The following is a 12,988-nucleotide window of genomic DNA, read 5'->3' as shown; positions in this document are numbered from 1 at the left end:
TGTCGCCGACCAGGCGGCCGGTGAACTTGCCGTCCACGCTCTCGGCCACCGTGCCCAGCGCGCCGGTCAGCCCGAGCCGCTTGGCGATCACCTGTGCCAGCTCGACCGGCGTCGCGGTGACCAGCCACACCTGCTGGCCGGCGTCCAGGTGCATCTGCGCGAGAGCCCTTGTGCCCGGCCAGATCTTGTCGGCGATGATCTCGTCGTAGATCTCCTCGCCCAGTTCGGCCAGCTCGGCGGTGGGGCGCCCGGCGATGAACGCCAGCGCCTTCTCCTTGCCGCTGGCCATGTCGGAGCTGTTCTCCCGCCCGGTGACCCGGAACTTGACCTGCTTCCACGCCACGTCGACCAGGTCGGAGGTCTTGAAGTACTTGCGCGCGGCCAGGCCGCGGGCGAAGTGCACGATGGACGCGCCCTGCACCATCGTGTTGTCCACGTCGAAGAACGCCGCCGCGGTCAGGTCGCGCGGCACCTCGGGGCTGGTCGGATCCGGCTCCGCCGCCGCCAATTCCGCGTCGTGCAGCGAGAGCGCGGCATCGGCGCTCGCCTCACCGGCCAGATTGGCGCGCAGCTCCTCCTCGCTCGGGCCGAACGGACTGCGCGGAATGCGGGCCAGTTGATCCTGCAGACCCTGGCCGATCTCGCCCAGGTTCCAGCGCGCCGGAAACTCGCCGAATCGTCCCGCGATGAATCCGGCCCTTGCCACCCTCGATCGTTCCGGCACCAGTACCTCCGCCCGTCGCGCGAACCACGTCCACAGTAACCGGGGGAGGCGACAGTCAGCGCAGGACCTGGCAGACCGATTCGGGTGTGGCGAGGGGATTTAATATCCGCCATGACCAATCCCACACATTCGGTGACCCTGTTGACCAGATCCGGCTGTGGCCTGTGCGTCACCGCGCTGGACCAGCTGCGCGTGATCTGCGCCGATTTCGGGATCGAGCCCGCGACCGTCGACGTGGACGAGGCGGTGGCCACCGATCCGGGCCTGCGCGCGGAGTTCGGCGACCGGTTGCCGGTGGTGCTGCTCGACGGGCGTGAGCACAGCTATTTCGACGTCGACGAGGGCCGATTGCGCGCCGACCTGAGCCGCTGAGGAATAGCGATGACGGTCCTTTTCGGCCGCAGCGCTGGTCGCGGCCGAAAATGAGGCCAATTTCACCGACTTTGTGAAGGGCTGCACAAGCGGTTACGGTGGTGGCACGCGGACCCGCTCGCCGAGGCTGCGGGCCCACCGCGTACAGACACCCAGCATTGCGACACTTCGACCATGGCACCGGACCGTCCCGGGCCAGAGGTCCAGCGACGAACCGGAAACCCGATCGGGCCGGAACGAGGAGCCGACGACGTGACAGAGCAGCATGAGGCGCCCGGCGGCGTCTCCGGCAGGGCTCTGCAGCGAGGCATCCCGCAAGCGACCGTGGCGCGGCTGGCGACCTATCTCCGAGTCCTTGCCACATTGGCCGACGAGGGTGTTGCCATCGTATCGAGTGAGGAACTGGCTGTCGCGGCGGGTGTCAATTCCGCCAAGCTGCGCAAGGACCTTTCCTTCCTCGGGCCCAACGGGGTACGGGGTGTCGGCTATGACGTAGCCAAGCTACGGGCCAGGATCGAGGATGTGCTCGGCCTGTCGCAGGGACACCGCGTGGTGCTCGTCGGCGCCGGGAATCTCGGCCGGGCTCTGGTCGGCTACGGCGGATTCCAGCGGCGCGGCTTCACCGTGGTCGGCATCTTCGACAACGACATCGAGGTGATCGGTCTCCCGGTGGCCGGCCTGGTGGTGCGCGATGTCGCCGAGCTGGCCGGCGCGGTCGCCGCGCTGGAACCGACCATCGCGGTCATCACCGTGCCCGACGACGCCGCCCAGGACGCCTGTGACCGGCTGGTCGCGGCCGGGCTGCAGTCCATCTTGAGTTTCGCGCCCTGCGAGTTGCTCGCGCCCGCCTCGGTCGAGGTGCGCCGCGTCGATCTGGCGGTCGAATTGCAGATGCTCTCGTTCGAACGGGTGCGCAACGCCGACAGCGCGGCCGTCCCGGCTGTCGCCGAGCCCGAGGTGGCGCGGGCCGTCTCCGGCCGGATCGCGCACCGCTCGCCCACCCACACCTCGGCCGCTCACCCGGCACTCAAGCATTCGGCAGCCGCGCACACGGCGACCTCGCATACGGCAACGGAGCCAAAGAGCAAGGGATCGGTGGTTACTCCATGAGCGAGCGAAGCGAGCGAATCGTGATACAGCGTGCCACGCGCATGCCGAAGCCGAGCGGCAGCGAGGCGCAGGCATGAGCGTCTTGTTGGTCGGCATTTCGCACCGCAGCGCGCCCGTTTCGGTGCTGGAGAAGGTGGCGATCACCGACACCGACCGACCCAAGCTGATCGACCGCCTGCTGGCTTCCAGTCACGTGTCCGAGGCGATGATCGTCTCCACCTGCAACCGCGTGGAGGTCTACGCGGTCGTCGACGCCTTCCACGGTGGTCTCGCCGAGGTCGGCGACCTGCTCACCAAGCATTCCGGGCTGCCGCTGCCGGATCTGACCAAGCACGCGTACGTCCGCTACAGCGAGGCCGCCGCCGAGCATCTGTTCGCGGTGGCCAGCGGGCTGGATTCGATGGTGATCGGCGAGCAGCAGGTGCTCAGCCAGATCCGCGGCGCGTACGCCTCCGCCGACGCCCAGCAGGCGGTCGGGCGGACCCTGCACGAGCTGGCCCAGCACGCGCTGCGGGTGGGCAAGCGGGTGCACTCGGAGACCGGAATCGACCGTGCCGGTGCGTCGGTGGTGTCGGTGGCGCTCGATCGCGCGCAGCAGGTGCTCGGCCCGCTGGCCGGCCGCACCGCGGTGGTCGTCGGGGCCGGCGCGATGGGCGGCCTTGCGGTGGCGCATCTCTCGCGGGCCGGGATCGGCCGGATCATCGTGGTGAACCGCACCATGGCGCGGGCGAAACGGCTCGCCGAGACCGCGGGTACGCACGGGGTCGAGGCCGAGGCACGCGAGCTGTCCCGGCTCACCGAGGCGATGGCGGTGGCCGACGTGGTCGTCACCTGCACCGGTGCGGTCGGCAACGTGGTGACGCTGGCCGACACCCATCGGGCCCTGGCCGACCGGGAGCGTGCGGGCGAATTCGCCACGGCGGAAAGGCCTTTGGTGTTCTGCGACCTGGGCCTGCCCCGCGATGTCGAGCACGCGGTGGCCGGGCTGCCCGGCGTCACGGTGATCGATATCGAGACGCTGCAACGCGATCCGGCCGCGGGCGCGGCCGCCGACGACACCGCCGCGGCGCGCTCGATCGTCGCCGACGAACTCGCCAAGTATCTGACCGGACAGCGGATGGCCGAGGTCACCCCGACCGTCGCCGCGCTGCGCCAGCGCGCCGCCGAGGTGGTGGAAGCCGAACTGCTGCGGCTGGATTCGCGGCTGCCCAGCCTGGCCGACCCGGAACGCGACGAGGTGGCCCGCACCGTGCGCCGCGTGGTGGACAAGCTGCTGCACGCCCCGACGGTGCGGGTCAAGCAGCTCGCCTCGACCCCGGGCGGCGACAGCTACGCCGAGGCGCTGCGCGAGCTGTTCGAGCTGAAACCGGGTGCGGCGCAAGCGGTTGCCGCGCCGATGGAGATCACCGCGATCGGCGAGCACGCCGGCCTGCTGCGTGCCGACGCCGATATCGCGCTGGCGGACGACTTCACCGCGAGTCACCGCGCCGACGAACAGGGGCAGACGGCATGAGCCCGCGGCCCCCGAGCGCCGACGAGGTGCGCCCATGACACTCGTGCAGGAAGAGGACACCGTGACGGCAGCAAACATGCGCTCGCCGTGGCGGATCGGCACTCGCGGCAGTCTGCTCGCGCTGACCCAGGCGGGCATGATCCGCGACGAGCTGGTCGCCGCGGGTCATCCGGCCGAGCTGGTGGTGATCAAGACCGCGGGCGATCTGTCCGCCGAGCCGGTGCAGCAGATCGGGGTCGGCGTCTTCACCTCCGCGCTGCGCGACGAACTCGTCGCGGGCACCATCGACATCGCGGTGCACTCGTACAAGGATCTGCCGACCGCACAGGACGAGCGCTTCACCATCGCCGCCGTTCCAGCGCGCGAGGACCCGCGCGACGCGCTGGTGGCGCGCGACGGTCTCGTGCTCGGTGAGCTGCCGCCGGGGGCCAAGGTCGGCACGTCCGCGCCGCGGCGCGCGTCGCAGCTGCGGGCGCTCGGTCTCGGCCTGGACATCGTGGCGCTGCGCGGCAACCTGGACACCCGGCTGCGCAAGGTCAGCGAGGGGCAACTGGACGCGGTCGTGGTCGCCAGGGCCGGGCTCGCCCGCATCGGCCGGCTCGACGCGGTCACCGAGGCGCTGGAGCCGGTGCAGATGCTGCCCGCGCCCGGTCAGGGTGCGCTGGCGATCGAATGCCGCAGCGACGCCGGCGAACTCATCGAGGCGCTGGCGGCCTTCGACGATGCCGCCACCCGCGCGGCGATCACCGCGGAGCGGGCGTTGCTCGCCGAGCTGGAGGCCGGATGCTCCGCACCGGTCGGCGCACTGGCCGAGGTGGTCGAGTCGATCGACGACGACGGGCGCATCTTCGATGAGCTCTCGCTGCGCGGTTGCGCCGCCGCCGTGGACGGTTCCGACGTGCTCAGAGCGTCGGTGGTCGGCGCGCCGGAGAACGCGGAGCAACTCGGCCGCGCGCTGGCCCGCGAACTACTGGAACTGGGCGCGCGTGAGCTGCTCAGTGTGCCCGAACCGGATGCCGGTTCATCCACCTCGGCGGTGAGTGCGCCCGCCCCAGACTTCACCCAACCCAGCCCAATGGAGAACAGCCAATGAGCGCGCGAGCAACTAAGAAGCACCCCGGTCGGATCCTTTTCGTCGGGTCGGGTCCCGGTGACCCGGCGTTGCTGACGGTGCGTGCCCGCGAGGTGATCGGGCGCGCCACGCTGGCGTTCACCGACCCCGATGTGGACAAGGGCGTGCTCGCCCTGATCGGGACCGCGGTCGAGCCCGGCCCCGACGGCGAACGTCCGGTCGACGTGCGGCCCGCGCTCGGTGAACCCGCCGAGGTGGCCAAGACGCTGATCGCGGAGGCCCGCAACGGTTTCGACGTGGTGCGGGTGGTCGCCGGCGATCCGCTCACCGCCGATTCGGTGATCGCCGAGGTGAACGCGGTGACCCGCTCGCACATGGTGTTCGAGGTGCTGCCCGGGCTGCCCAACGGCTCGGCCGTGCCCAGCTACGCCGGCATCGCGCTCGGCTCCGGGCACACCGAGGCGGACGTGCGCGGCGAAGTGGACTGGGCCGCGCTCGCCGCCGCGCCGGGACCGCTGGTGCTGCACGCGACCTCGGGCCACCTGGCCGAAACCGCCAGCGCCCTGGTGGAACACGGCATGGCGCCGCAGACCCCGGTCGCGGTGACCGTGCGCGGCACCACGCGCCAGCAGCGCACCATCGAGGCGACCCTGGCCACGCTGAACAGCGCCGCCTCCGAGCTGGTCGGCCCGCTGGTGGTGACCATCGGCAAGGTGGTCGCGTCCCGGTCGAAGATGTCCTGGTGGGAGTCACGCGCCCTGTACGGCTGGACCGTGCTGGTGCCGCGCACCAAGGATCAGGCGGGGGAGATGAGCGAGCGGCTCGTCACCCACGGCGCCATCCCGATGGAGGTGCCGACCATCGCGGTCGAGCCACCGCGCAGCCCCGCCCAGATGGAGCGGGCGGTCAAGGGTCTGGTCGACGGCCGCTACCAGTGGGTGGTGTTCACCTCCACCAACGCGGTGCGCGCGGTGTGGGAGAAGTTCGCCGAATTCGGTTTGGACGCACGGGCTTTCTCCGGCGTGAAGATCGCCTGTGTCGGTGAGGCCACGGCGGACAAGGTGCGTTCGTTCGGCATCAATCCGGAACTGGTCCCCAGCGGGGAACAGTCTTCCGAGGGCCTGCTCGCCGACTTCCCGCCCTACGACGATGTTTTCGATCCGGTGAACCGGGTCCTGTTGCCGCGCGCCGATATCGCGACCGAGACGCTGGCCGAGGGACTGCGCGACCGGGGCTGGGAAATCGACGACGTGACCGCCTACCGCACGGTGCGCGCCTCGCCGCCGCCCGCGGAGACCCGCGAGATGATCAAGACCGGCGGTTTCGACGCGGTCCTGTTCACCTCGTCCTCCACGGTCCGCAACCTGGTCGGTATCGCGGGTAAGCCGCACGCGCGCACCATCGTCGCGTGTATCGGCCCGAAAACCGCCGAGACCGCCATCGAGTTCGGCTTGCGGGTGGACGTGCAGCCCGAGGTCGCGCAGGTCGGTCCGCTGGTCGAGGCGCTCGCCGAGCACGCCGCCCGGCTGCGCGCCGAGGGTCTGCTGCCGCCGCCGCGCAAGAAGAGCCGCCGCAGTCGCTGACCCGATCCGCTGGATCGTCCACACCGCCCGAACCGAATCCGGTTCGGGCGGTGCTGTTTCGGACGACACCGCGTTATCGACGACGCCGCGTCGATGACGGCACGGCTTGACCGACGACATCGCGTTACCGGCACTACTTCCCGACCGCACCGCGTGCTGAGGGCGTTGCCTTCCTGACGGCGTTGCATTCCCGCGACACGGTCGCGGGGCGCGCCGCAGGTCCGGGAGCGGGCGAAAACCTCAGTGCCGCTTGCGGATCAGCGTGCGCACCATGGTGCAGGTGGTGTCCGACGGCGGGCGGATGCCGATCACGTCCGCGGTGTAGCGGATGCGCTTGTTGTTGGCTTCGCTCGCGTTGTACACCCCGGAATCGAGCAGCGCGATCGTCAGTCGCATCGCCTTGAGCTTCCGGTTGTGCCGGACATACCAGGACCGCGGGCGCCCCGCGGGCAGTCTCTTCTTCTCCAGCGGTGTGTAGGGACTATCGATCAGAACGGTCTTCGTCGCGGGCACAGGCTTCCCTCCCGATGCGATCTGCAGGCTCGTCGAGCCTCCTCGAACACTGTTTCGATTATAGCCCCCGCCACCGACAAAAACGGCTGGCCGCAACGTTTTTGGGCCCTGCCCAGCACACTTGCCGCGCCCTGGCTCGACGCGCGGGCACGGGGCCGGCGATCGTGCGGGAGAGGGGGTCAGGGGCCGTGCCGGAGCGAGGTCAGAGGTCGTGCAGGAGTTGCAGGGATTGGGGGTGGCCGAGCGCGGCGGCGCGTTCCAGCCAGCGCCGGGCTTCCTGCTGGGCCGGGGTGCGGCCGGTCGCGATCAGCGCGGCGGCGCGCAGCACGCCCGGTTCGGACAGGTCACCCGGGAACGGGACGGATTCCTGCTCGCGCAGGTAAAGGGCAAGGCGGAACATCGAATCCGGATCGTCCGCGTCGGCGCCGCGGCGCAGCCAGTACTCGCCGCCCGCGGTATCGCCCTGCTCGAGATACAGCCAGCCGAGGATGGCCATCGCATCGGCACGACCGCGGCGAATGGCCTCGGTGAGCAGGGCGACAGCGCGCTCGACCTCGCCCCGCCGCGCCAGATACAACCCGAGGGTGCGCATGGCGGTGGGATGCCCGGCCGCCGCTGCCCGTTCGTACCACTGCTCGGCGGACTCGGCGTCGCCGCGCCGATTCGCGACGACGCCCATATTGCACAGGGCCTCCGGCGATCCGTCCTCGGCCGCGGGCCGCAGCCACCGCTCGGCCTCGTCGATCTGGCCGCGTTCCAGATGCACCAGCCCGAGCTGCACGTCCGCGCCCACGCAACCCGCCGCGACCGCGGCCTCCAGCCAGTGCACCGCCTCCGCGATCCGGCCGTGCGTGCCGCACAGCAAACCGAGGTCGGCCATCGCGGTCCCGCTGCCGCGCTCGGCGGCGCGCCGGAACCACTGCTCGGCGCCCGCGAGATCGCTCGCCTCGCGCAGCAACTGCGCGAGCTGTTCCATCGCACCGATATCGCCGCGTCCGGCGATCGCCCGCAACGCGTCCAGCCTGCGTTCCCGGGCGGTCGGCACCGGGTCCGGCCGCGGATCGAGGAACAGCGGGAGCGCCCCGGTGTCCACGGGATACGCCTCGTCGGGGAGTTCGCCGCGTTCGCGCCGGGCGATGGATTCGCTCCATTCGGCGAACCGGTCGTCGTCGGGGCCGATCTCGACCATCCCGTGCGCGATGGTGCCGTCCGGCTGCTTGCCCTGCCACGGAATCAGCAGCCGCCCGTCGGGCAGTCGCCGCGCACCCGGCGGGGGCTGCTCGTGCGGGCCTGCGTCGGGTGTCATCGCGGACCTTTCAGGCCGAATCGGAGGTGCCGTGCCGGTAGCCGTTGGCTTCGGCGTAGCCGGCGAGTTGGGAGTCGTAGCTGCTGAGGCTGTCCAGCAGCCAGGTGTCTCCAGTGTCCTTCACTACCACTATCGGCCCTTTGACGCCGGGCGTGAGCACCGGCGCCGAGCCGTCGGTGTACCAGGACGTAGTGGACCAGGGAAACACGAACGCCCAGCCCACATCCGAGACGTGTCCCTGCGGCGCCAGCTGGAACGGGTCGGCGGGCGTGGCGAAGCGCGCGCTGTGCTGGGCGAGCAGATGCCGGGCGCTGTTGCGCGCGACCCGGATGTCGAGCGGACCGGTCGCGGTGTTCGGGAACGGCAGGTTCGCGTCCGGCAGAGCGCTCAACTGCCGCCCGCCCGCCACCGAGACGTGACACGGCCTGCTCTGCAGACGCAGGAAGATGGTGTGCGCGGTATCGGAGAAGCGTAGCTGCGCGGTGGCGTCCTCGGTGTGCCCGACCAGATGCCTGCCCTGACTCTGCGCCCATTCGCGCTCGTCCGGCCGCATGCCCAGCTCGACGAACGCCGCGCGGGCCACCGTCATGAGGTCGGCTTCGGCCGACTGCCGGGCGATCAGCTCGACCCGGAAGATCTGCCTGCTGCCCTCCACGGCCCGCCACGCGCGCAGCGTCGTCCGGGGTGGCGCCAGTCCGCCGGTGAGCACCGGCCACCAGTCCGCGAGCAGTACCGCCACCCACGATTCGAAGTCGGCGGCTCGGGCCAGCGAGATTTCGGTGTGCGATTCGGTCATGAAGTCCCCCAGGGGGTCTCGCCCTCCTGTCGGAGTATGCGCCATCGATCCGCGGCAGCGGTGTGATTTCGAGCACCGTGGCAGCCGAAGTCCGGCCGGTTCCAGTTCGCCCCGTGCTAGCGGGAAACCGGCAGCTCCGGGGCGGCCGGGCGCGCGGGTGCGTGCCGGGCGCTCGCGACACCGTCCGGCGCCGGGCGTATGGTGCGAATATGACCGGAATGGACCGCCCACGGCGGTTGCGCCGTACCCCCGCCCTGCGTCGACTCGTGGCCGAAACCACACTGGAGCCACGGCAATTGGTGTTGCCGATGTTCGTGGCCGACGGCCTGGCGGAACCGCGGGAGATCAGCTCCATGCCGGGGGTCGTGCAGCATTCGATGGACTCGCTGCGCAAGGCCGCCGTCGAGGCCGTGACCGCGGGCGTCGGCGGGTTGATGCTGTTCGGCATCCCGCGCCCCGAGGACAAGGACGCCACCGGCAGCCAGGCCAGTGATCCGGACGGCATTCTGAACCGCGGTCTGCGGGCGCTGTCCGACGAGGTCGGCTCGGCCACCGTGCTGATGGCCGACACCTGTCTCGACGAGTTCACCGACCACGGGCACTGCGGCGTGGTCGCCGCCGACGGATCCGTGGACAACGACGCCACGCTGCATCGCTACGTCGAGATGGCGCTGGCCCAGGCCGCCGCCGGCGCCGATCTGCTCGGCACCAGCGGCATGATGGACGGCCAGGTCGGCGCGATCCGCCGCGGCCTGGACGCCGTGGGCCGCACCGATACCGGCATCCTGGCCTACGCCGCCAAGTACGCCTCCGCGTTCTACGGACCGTTCCGCGAGGCCGTCGCCTCGTCGCTGGAAGGCGACCGGCGCACCTACCAGCAGGACCCGGCGAACCGCCGCGAAGCGATCCGGGAACTGGACCTCGACCTCGCCGAGGGCGCGGACCTGGTGATGGTGAAGCCGGCCATGTCGTATCTGGACATCCTGCGCGACGTCGCCGATCACTCGCCGGTGCCGGTCGCGGCCTATCAGATCTCCGGCGAGTACGCGATGATCACCGCCGCCGCCGAGCGGGGCTGGATCGATCGCCGCGGCGCCGTGCTCGAGTCGCTGATGGGCATCCGCCGGGCCGGGGCGGACATCGTGCTCACCTACTGGGCGACCGAGGCCGCACACTGGTTGTCGTGAACAACCTGCCGAGACCGATCGGCGCGCCGTACCCGCCCGCGCCGCCGCCGATGCCGACGGATGTGGGTACCGCCCGGCAATTGTGGTGGGGCGTGGTCGGATTCGGTGTCGTCCAGCTGATCGCGTCGGTGCTGGCCGCGCTCGCGCAGCGGCACAGCTTCGCCAAGCAGATCTTCGATCAGGCCAAAGAGAAAGACCCGCAGATCACCATGGCCGGCGCCGAGCTGATGGTGGCGCTGGTCTACGTGGTCGTGGTGGTGATCGGACTGGCGGTGGCCGGGGTGGCGTTGCTGATCGTGCACCAGTTCGCCCGGGGCAAGCTCTGGGCGCGCACGCTGCTGACCATCGCGGGGGTCTGGCTCATCGTGGTCGGGGTCGGCGCGCTGTTCGCGTTCAACTCGGTGACCGGGGCCGCTTCGTTGGTCGCCGGCGGTGCGGCGATCGTGCAGGCGGTGCTCGCGGGTGGCGCCGTTTACCTGGCCCACCGGCCGGAAGCCACCGCGTATTTCCAGGTGAGCCGACGGTGAACGACGGGTACCCGAATTTGCCGGGACCAGGTCGGCATGTATCGTGAGGGTTGTCACAGTGGACATGGGAACCGGTAGTTGGCTGTCAAGCGTTGTTGTGCGTTGCAGATGGCTCCGGGGAATCGGAGGCATCAATGCGAGTGGTGATCCAACAGCCGCAGAGCATTCGGCGCGAGCTGGCCGTGTTGAGCCTGCTGGTCCTGTTCGGGGTGGTCACCGTCGCCGTGCTGCTGCTGCCCGGCCTCACTCGCTGATTCTGTCTTCTCCCTTGCCCGTTCGCGGTGCCTGGGTGGTTCGGCGCGCCCTGGTGGGCGTCGCATGACCACCACGCACGACGACGCGAAAGTGCTGTTCGCCGAGCCCGGTGCGCGCTGGCGGACCACCGCCTACGGTCCGATCCTTTGTCTGATCATCCTGATCCTGGAGCTGGCGACCGGTAGCGCCGTGCACTGGTTCGCGCTGCTCTTCTGCGGCTCGCTGATCGCGGGTTTCGTTGTGCTGCAAGTGATCGCGGGGCGCCGCCACGTCAGCGTCGAGCTCACCGGCACGGCGCTGCGCCAGGGCACCGAAACGTTGCCGCTCAGCGCCGTCGCCGCGGTGCTGCCCGAACGCGACGAAGACGCGTGGGACGACGAGGACTGGGAATCGGCGCGGGCGCTCGGCGAGCTGAGCGGTGTACCGCGCCGGCGCACCGGCATCGGCCTGCGCCTGGCCGACGGGGGATTCGTGCAAGCATGGGCGAAGGATCACCGGGCCTTGCGGGCCGCGCTCGGCACGGCCCTCGACCGGCCGGCCGACGAGGCCGCCGCGCCGGATCCCGGGCCCGACGCACCGGGCAATGACGACGAGCCCAGCGAGAACGGAGCGGACCGATGAAAGGGTGGATCGCGGTGGTCGCCGGGGAGATCGGCTTGGCCGTGCTCGCGCTCGTCGCCGGAGTGGGCAGCTGGCGCAACGGCATTCGGACCACCACATTCGCGGCGCTGGACCCGGCGCCGGAATTCGTCGCGACGCGCTACGTGGGACCGTGGCTCTTGCTCGCCGCGGTACTCGGCGCCGTCGCGGGGCTGCTCGTCATCGACGCGGTCACCCGGACGGTGCGGCAGCGCCGCACGCGCTGAACTCGGCCGCGCCGGCCGTTTCGTTTCCCGATTCGCGGGAACATCCGACGCATGAAACCCACAGTCCCCGTCAAGCGCACGCTCTTCGGCGTCGCGGCCGCCGGTCTGATCGGCACGGCAACCGTGGTCACGGCCGCGGCGGCGCCCGCCGAGGTTTCCGCCGCCGGGCCCGTCGCGCCGCCGCCCGCCCTCGTCCAATCCCCGCCCGCGCCACTGCTGCACGCGCTGCCCGCGCCGCTGGCCTGCCTCGCGACCACCGGCTCGGCCCTGTTCTGTCTCGGGATCACCTAGCGCCGCTGTCCAGGGTGGGCCACAATACCGCTGCGGCCGTTAGGATTTCGGCTGTCATTCGGACGTGCCAATCAAGAGGACAGGGTTTGATGAACCGGCTTGCTGTGAAAGTCTGTGCCGCACTGGCGTTTGCCACCGCGATCGGGATCGGCGCCGCGCCCGCGGGCGCGAACACCGGCCTGCCGCTGGAGCCCGCGGCGGTGACCGCGGGCGCGGTCGACGCACCGGTGCTCGTGCCGGACTCCGGTTCCGCGGGCCCGTACAACTCGTTCATGTGCTTCCTGCACACGATCGTGCCGCAGGCGCCGTGCATGTACGCCTGAACCGGGTCCGGCCGGCCCGGCGCTAGCCCCAGTTCTGGTAGATGTCGAGCACGCGGCCGTTGCGGGTGCCGGGCGCGTTCAGGAACAGGGTGATCGTCCCGTCGGGACGATCGGCCGCCTCCATGATCGCCTGCCGCAGCGACGCGTGCACGCCACCGTTCTCGTCCTTGTAGATCCCGGTGTCAGGCTTCAGGCCGACGCCGATCCGGTTGAGCGGCACCACCATGCTGACCAGCGCCGGGATCGGGCCGCTCGCGACGGTCCGGGTTTCCTCATGACTCAGTTGCAGCCCCAGTCGATCGGGCTGCGCGACCGGCTCGGCCGCCTGCGCGGAACCCGCGCCGAGCACGATCCCGACGCCGACGAGCGCCGTGGACACCGCAGCACTGAACCTGGCAAACCGCATGAAAACCCTCTCGGCCGATGATTGTTGACGCCCGAGATTACGGGCCGGCAATCTGCTGGCCACCGAATACGGCGTAAATGGTGTCTCGGCGTGTTGCGGTGTGCGTCACGACCACTCCACCCTGTCGTCGCCCCGGTTCGAAGG

Annotated in this window: 16 protein-coding genes; 11 read left to right on the top strand and 5 right to left on the bottom strand. The window is 70.6% G+C overall.

The window, feature by feature from the left end; all coding sequences use genetic code 11:
* The coding region (locus tag NBRGI_RS23785; protein ID WP_235211084.1) for an HAD family hydrolase at positions 1–649 on the bottom strand (649 nt) is incomplete at its 3' end.
* A 186-nt stretch (positions 650–835) separates the two neighbouring features.
* Between NBRGI_RS23785 and NBRGI_RS23780 the strand changes: the two genes are divergently transcribed.
* The 5 genes from NBRGI_RS23780 to NBRGI_RS23760 all read left to right on the top strand — a co-directional run bounded on the left by NBRGI_RS23780 (position 836) and on the right by NBRGI_RS23760 (position 6,374).
* The gene (locus tag NBRGI_RS23780) at positions 836–1,096 is read left to right on the top strand and encodes a glutaredoxin family protein (RefSeq protein WP_029899445.1); all 261 of its coding nucleotides are present in this window, start codon (positions 836–838) and stop codon (positions 1,094–1,096) included.
* Positions 1,097–1,348: 252 nt separating this feature from the next.
* A complete protein-coding gene (locus NBRGI_RS23775) occupies positions 1,349–2,206 on the top strand; it encodes a redox-sensing transcriptional repressor Rex (protein WP_029899444.1) in 858 nt (285 codons plus the stop codon).
* A gap of 73 nt (positions 2,207–2,279) precedes the next feature.
* Positions 2,280–3,719, top strand: a complete 1,440-nt coding sequence (locus NBRGI_RS23770) for a glutamyl-tRNA reductase (protein ID WP_029899443.1) — start codon at positions 2,280–2,282, stop codon at positions 3,717–3,719.
* A 34-nt stretch (positions 3,720–3,753) separates the two neighbouring features.
* Positions 3,754–4,812, top strand: a complete 1,059-nt coding sequence (gene hemC / locus NBRGI_RS23765) for a hydroxymethylbilane synthase (RefSeq protein WP_051727984.1) — start codon at positions 3,754–3,756, stop codon at positions 4,810–4,812.
* Entirely contained in the window at positions 4,809–6,374 is a 1,566-nt protein-coding gene (locus NBRGI_RS23760; protein WP_029899441.1) for a uroporphyrinogen-III synthase, read from the top strand. Before hemC ends, NBRGI_RS23760 begins: the two co-directional genes overlap by 4 nt.
* Positions 6,375–6,614: 240 nt before the next feature.
* Here NBRGI_RS23760 and NBRGI_RS23755 read toward each other — a convergent pair whose 3' ends face one another.
* From NBRGI_RS23755 to NBRGI_RS23745, 3 genes are all read right to left on the bottom strand, one after another.
* Positions 6,615–6,887 carry a hypothetical protein gene (locus NBRGI_RS23755; RefSeq protein ID WP_014988561.1) on the bottom strand — a complete coding sequence of 91 codons (273 nt, stop codon included), beginning with the start codon at positions 6,885–6,887 and terminating at the stop codon, positions 6,615–6,617.
* Between the two features lie 202 nt (positions 6,888–7,089).
* Positions 7,090–8,193, bottom strand: a complete 1,104-nt coding sequence (locus tag NBRGI_RS45350; RefSeq protein ID WP_051727983.1) for a tetratricopeptide repeat protein — start codon at positions 8,191–8,193, stop codon at positions 7,090–7,092.
* Positions 8,194–8,203: 10 nt separating this feature from the next.
* Positions 8,204–8,989: a hypothetical protein gene (locus NBRGI_RS23745; protein ID WP_029899438.1), complete on the bottom strand. Its 786-nt coding sequence runs from the start codon at positions 8,987–8,989 to the stop codon at positions 8,204–8,206.
* A gap of 209 nt (positions 8,990–9,198) precedes the next feature.
* Here NBRGI_RS23745 and hemB point away from each other — a divergent pair, with 209 nt between their 5' ends.
* The 6 genes from hemB to NBRGI_RS23710 all read left to right on the top strand — a co-directional run bounded on the left by hemB (position 9,199) and on the right by NBRGI_RS23710 (position 12,438).
* Complete coding sequence (gene hemB, locus NBRGI_RS23740; RefSeq protein ID WP_029899437.1) at positions 9,199–10,176, top strand: porphobilinogen synthase; 978 nt, start codon at positions 9,199–9,201, stop codon at positions 10,174–10,176.
* Positions 10,173–10,703 carry a hypothetical protein gene (locus NBRGI_RS23735; protein ID WP_029899436.1) on the top strand — a complete coding sequence of 177 codons (531 nt, stop codon included), beginning with the start codon at positions 10,173–10,175 and terminating at the stop codon, positions 10,701–10,703. Before hemB ends, NBRGI_RS23735 begins: the two co-directional genes overlap by 4 nt.
* Positions 10,704–11,021: 318 nt before the next feature.
* On the top strand, positions 11,022–11,579 hold the full coding sequence (locus NBRGI_RS23725; protein ID WP_029899435.1) for a hypothetical protein: 558 nt from the start codon (positions 11,022–11,024) through the stop codon (positions 11,577–11,579).
* Positions 11,576–11,824 (top strand): hypothetical protein, encoded by a 249-nt coding sequence (locus tag NBRGI_RS23720; RefSeq protein WP_051727982.1) that lies wholly within the window; start codon positions 11,576–11,578, stop codon positions 11,822–11,824. The genes NBRGI_RS23725 and NBRGI_RS23720 overlap by 4 nt, the downstream gene beginning before the upstream one ends.
* Before the next feature lie 51 nt (positions 11,825–11,875).
* Positions 11,876–12,115, top strand: coding sequence for a hypothetical protein (locus tag NBRGI_RS23715; RefSeq protein WP_014988554.1), 240 nt, complete (start codon positions 11,876–11,878; stop codon positions 12,113–12,115).
* 89 nt (positions 12,116–12,204) lie between these two features.
* Entirely contained in the window at positions 12,205–12,438 is a 234-nt protein-coding gene (locus NBRGI_RS23710; RefSeq protein WP_014988553.1) for a hypothetical protein, read from the top strand.
* Between the two features lie 22 nt (positions 12,439–12,460).
* Here the strand turns inward: NBRGI_RS23710 and NBRGI_RS23705 are convergent, their stop codons facing one another.
* A complete protein-coding gene (locus tag NBRGI_RS23705) occupies positions 12,461–12,817 on the bottom strand; it encodes a hypothetical protein (RefSeq protein ID WP_235211083.1) in 357 nt (118 codons plus the stop codon).
* Positions 12,818–12,988 lie beyond the last annotated feature (171 nt).

Source organism: Nocardia brasiliensis IFM 10847, from assembly GCF_000710915.1.
GTDB lineage: Bacteria > Actinomycetota > Actinomycetes > Mycobacteriales > Mycobacteriaceae > Nocardia > Nocardia brasiliensis_A.
The sequence above is the reverse complement of the archived record's forward strand: the minus strand, read 5'-3'. Positions and strand labels throughout refer to the sequence as shown.

Bases quoted from the DNA above. Each gene is read 5' to 3' on its own strand.
- NBRGI_RS23745 (WP_029899438.1), bottom strand. From the start codon at position 8,989: ATGACCGAATCGCACACCGAAATCTCGCTGGCCCGAGCCGCCGACTTC.
- NBRGI_RS23710 (WP_014988553.1), top strand. From the start codon at position 12,205: ATGAACCGGCTTGCTGTGAAAGTCTGTGCCGCACTGGCGTTTGCCACC.
- NBRGI_RS23715 (WP_014988554.1), top strand. From the start codon at position 11,876: ATGAAACCCACAGTCCCCGTCAAGCGCACGCTCTTCGGCGTCGCGGCC.
- NBRGI_RS23780 (WP_029899445.1), top strand. From the start codon at position 836: ATGACCAATCCCACACATTCGGTGACCCTGTTGACCAGATCCGGCTGT.
- NBRGI_RS45350 (WP_051727983.1), bottom strand. From the start codon at position 8,193: ATGACACCCGACGCAGGCCCGCACGAGCAGCCCCCGCCGGGTGCGCGG.
- hemC (WP_051727984.1), top strand. From the start codon at position 3,754: ATGACACTCGTGCAGGAAGAGGACACCGTGACGGCAGCAAACATGCGC.
- hemB (WP_029899437.1), top strand. From the start codon at position 9,199: ATGACCGGAATGGACCGCCCACGGCGGTTGCGCCGTACCCCCGCCCTG.
- NBRGI_RS23720 (WP_051727982.1), top strand. From the start codon at position 11,576: ATGAAAGGGTGGATCGCGGTGGTCGCCGGGGAGATCGGCTTGGCCGTG.
- NBRGI_RS23770 (WP_029899443.1), top strand. From the start codon at position 2,280: ATGAGCGTCTTGTTGGTCGGCATTTCGCACCGCAGCGCGCCCGTTTCG.
- NBRGI_RS23760 (WP_029899441.1), top strand. From the start codon at position 4,809: ATGAGCGCGCGAGCAACTAAGAAGCACCCCGGTCGGATCCTTTTCGTC.
- NBRGI_RS23725 (WP_029899435.1), top strand. From the start codon at position 11,022: ATGACCACCACGCACGACGACGCGAAAGTGCTGTTCGCCGAGCCCGGT.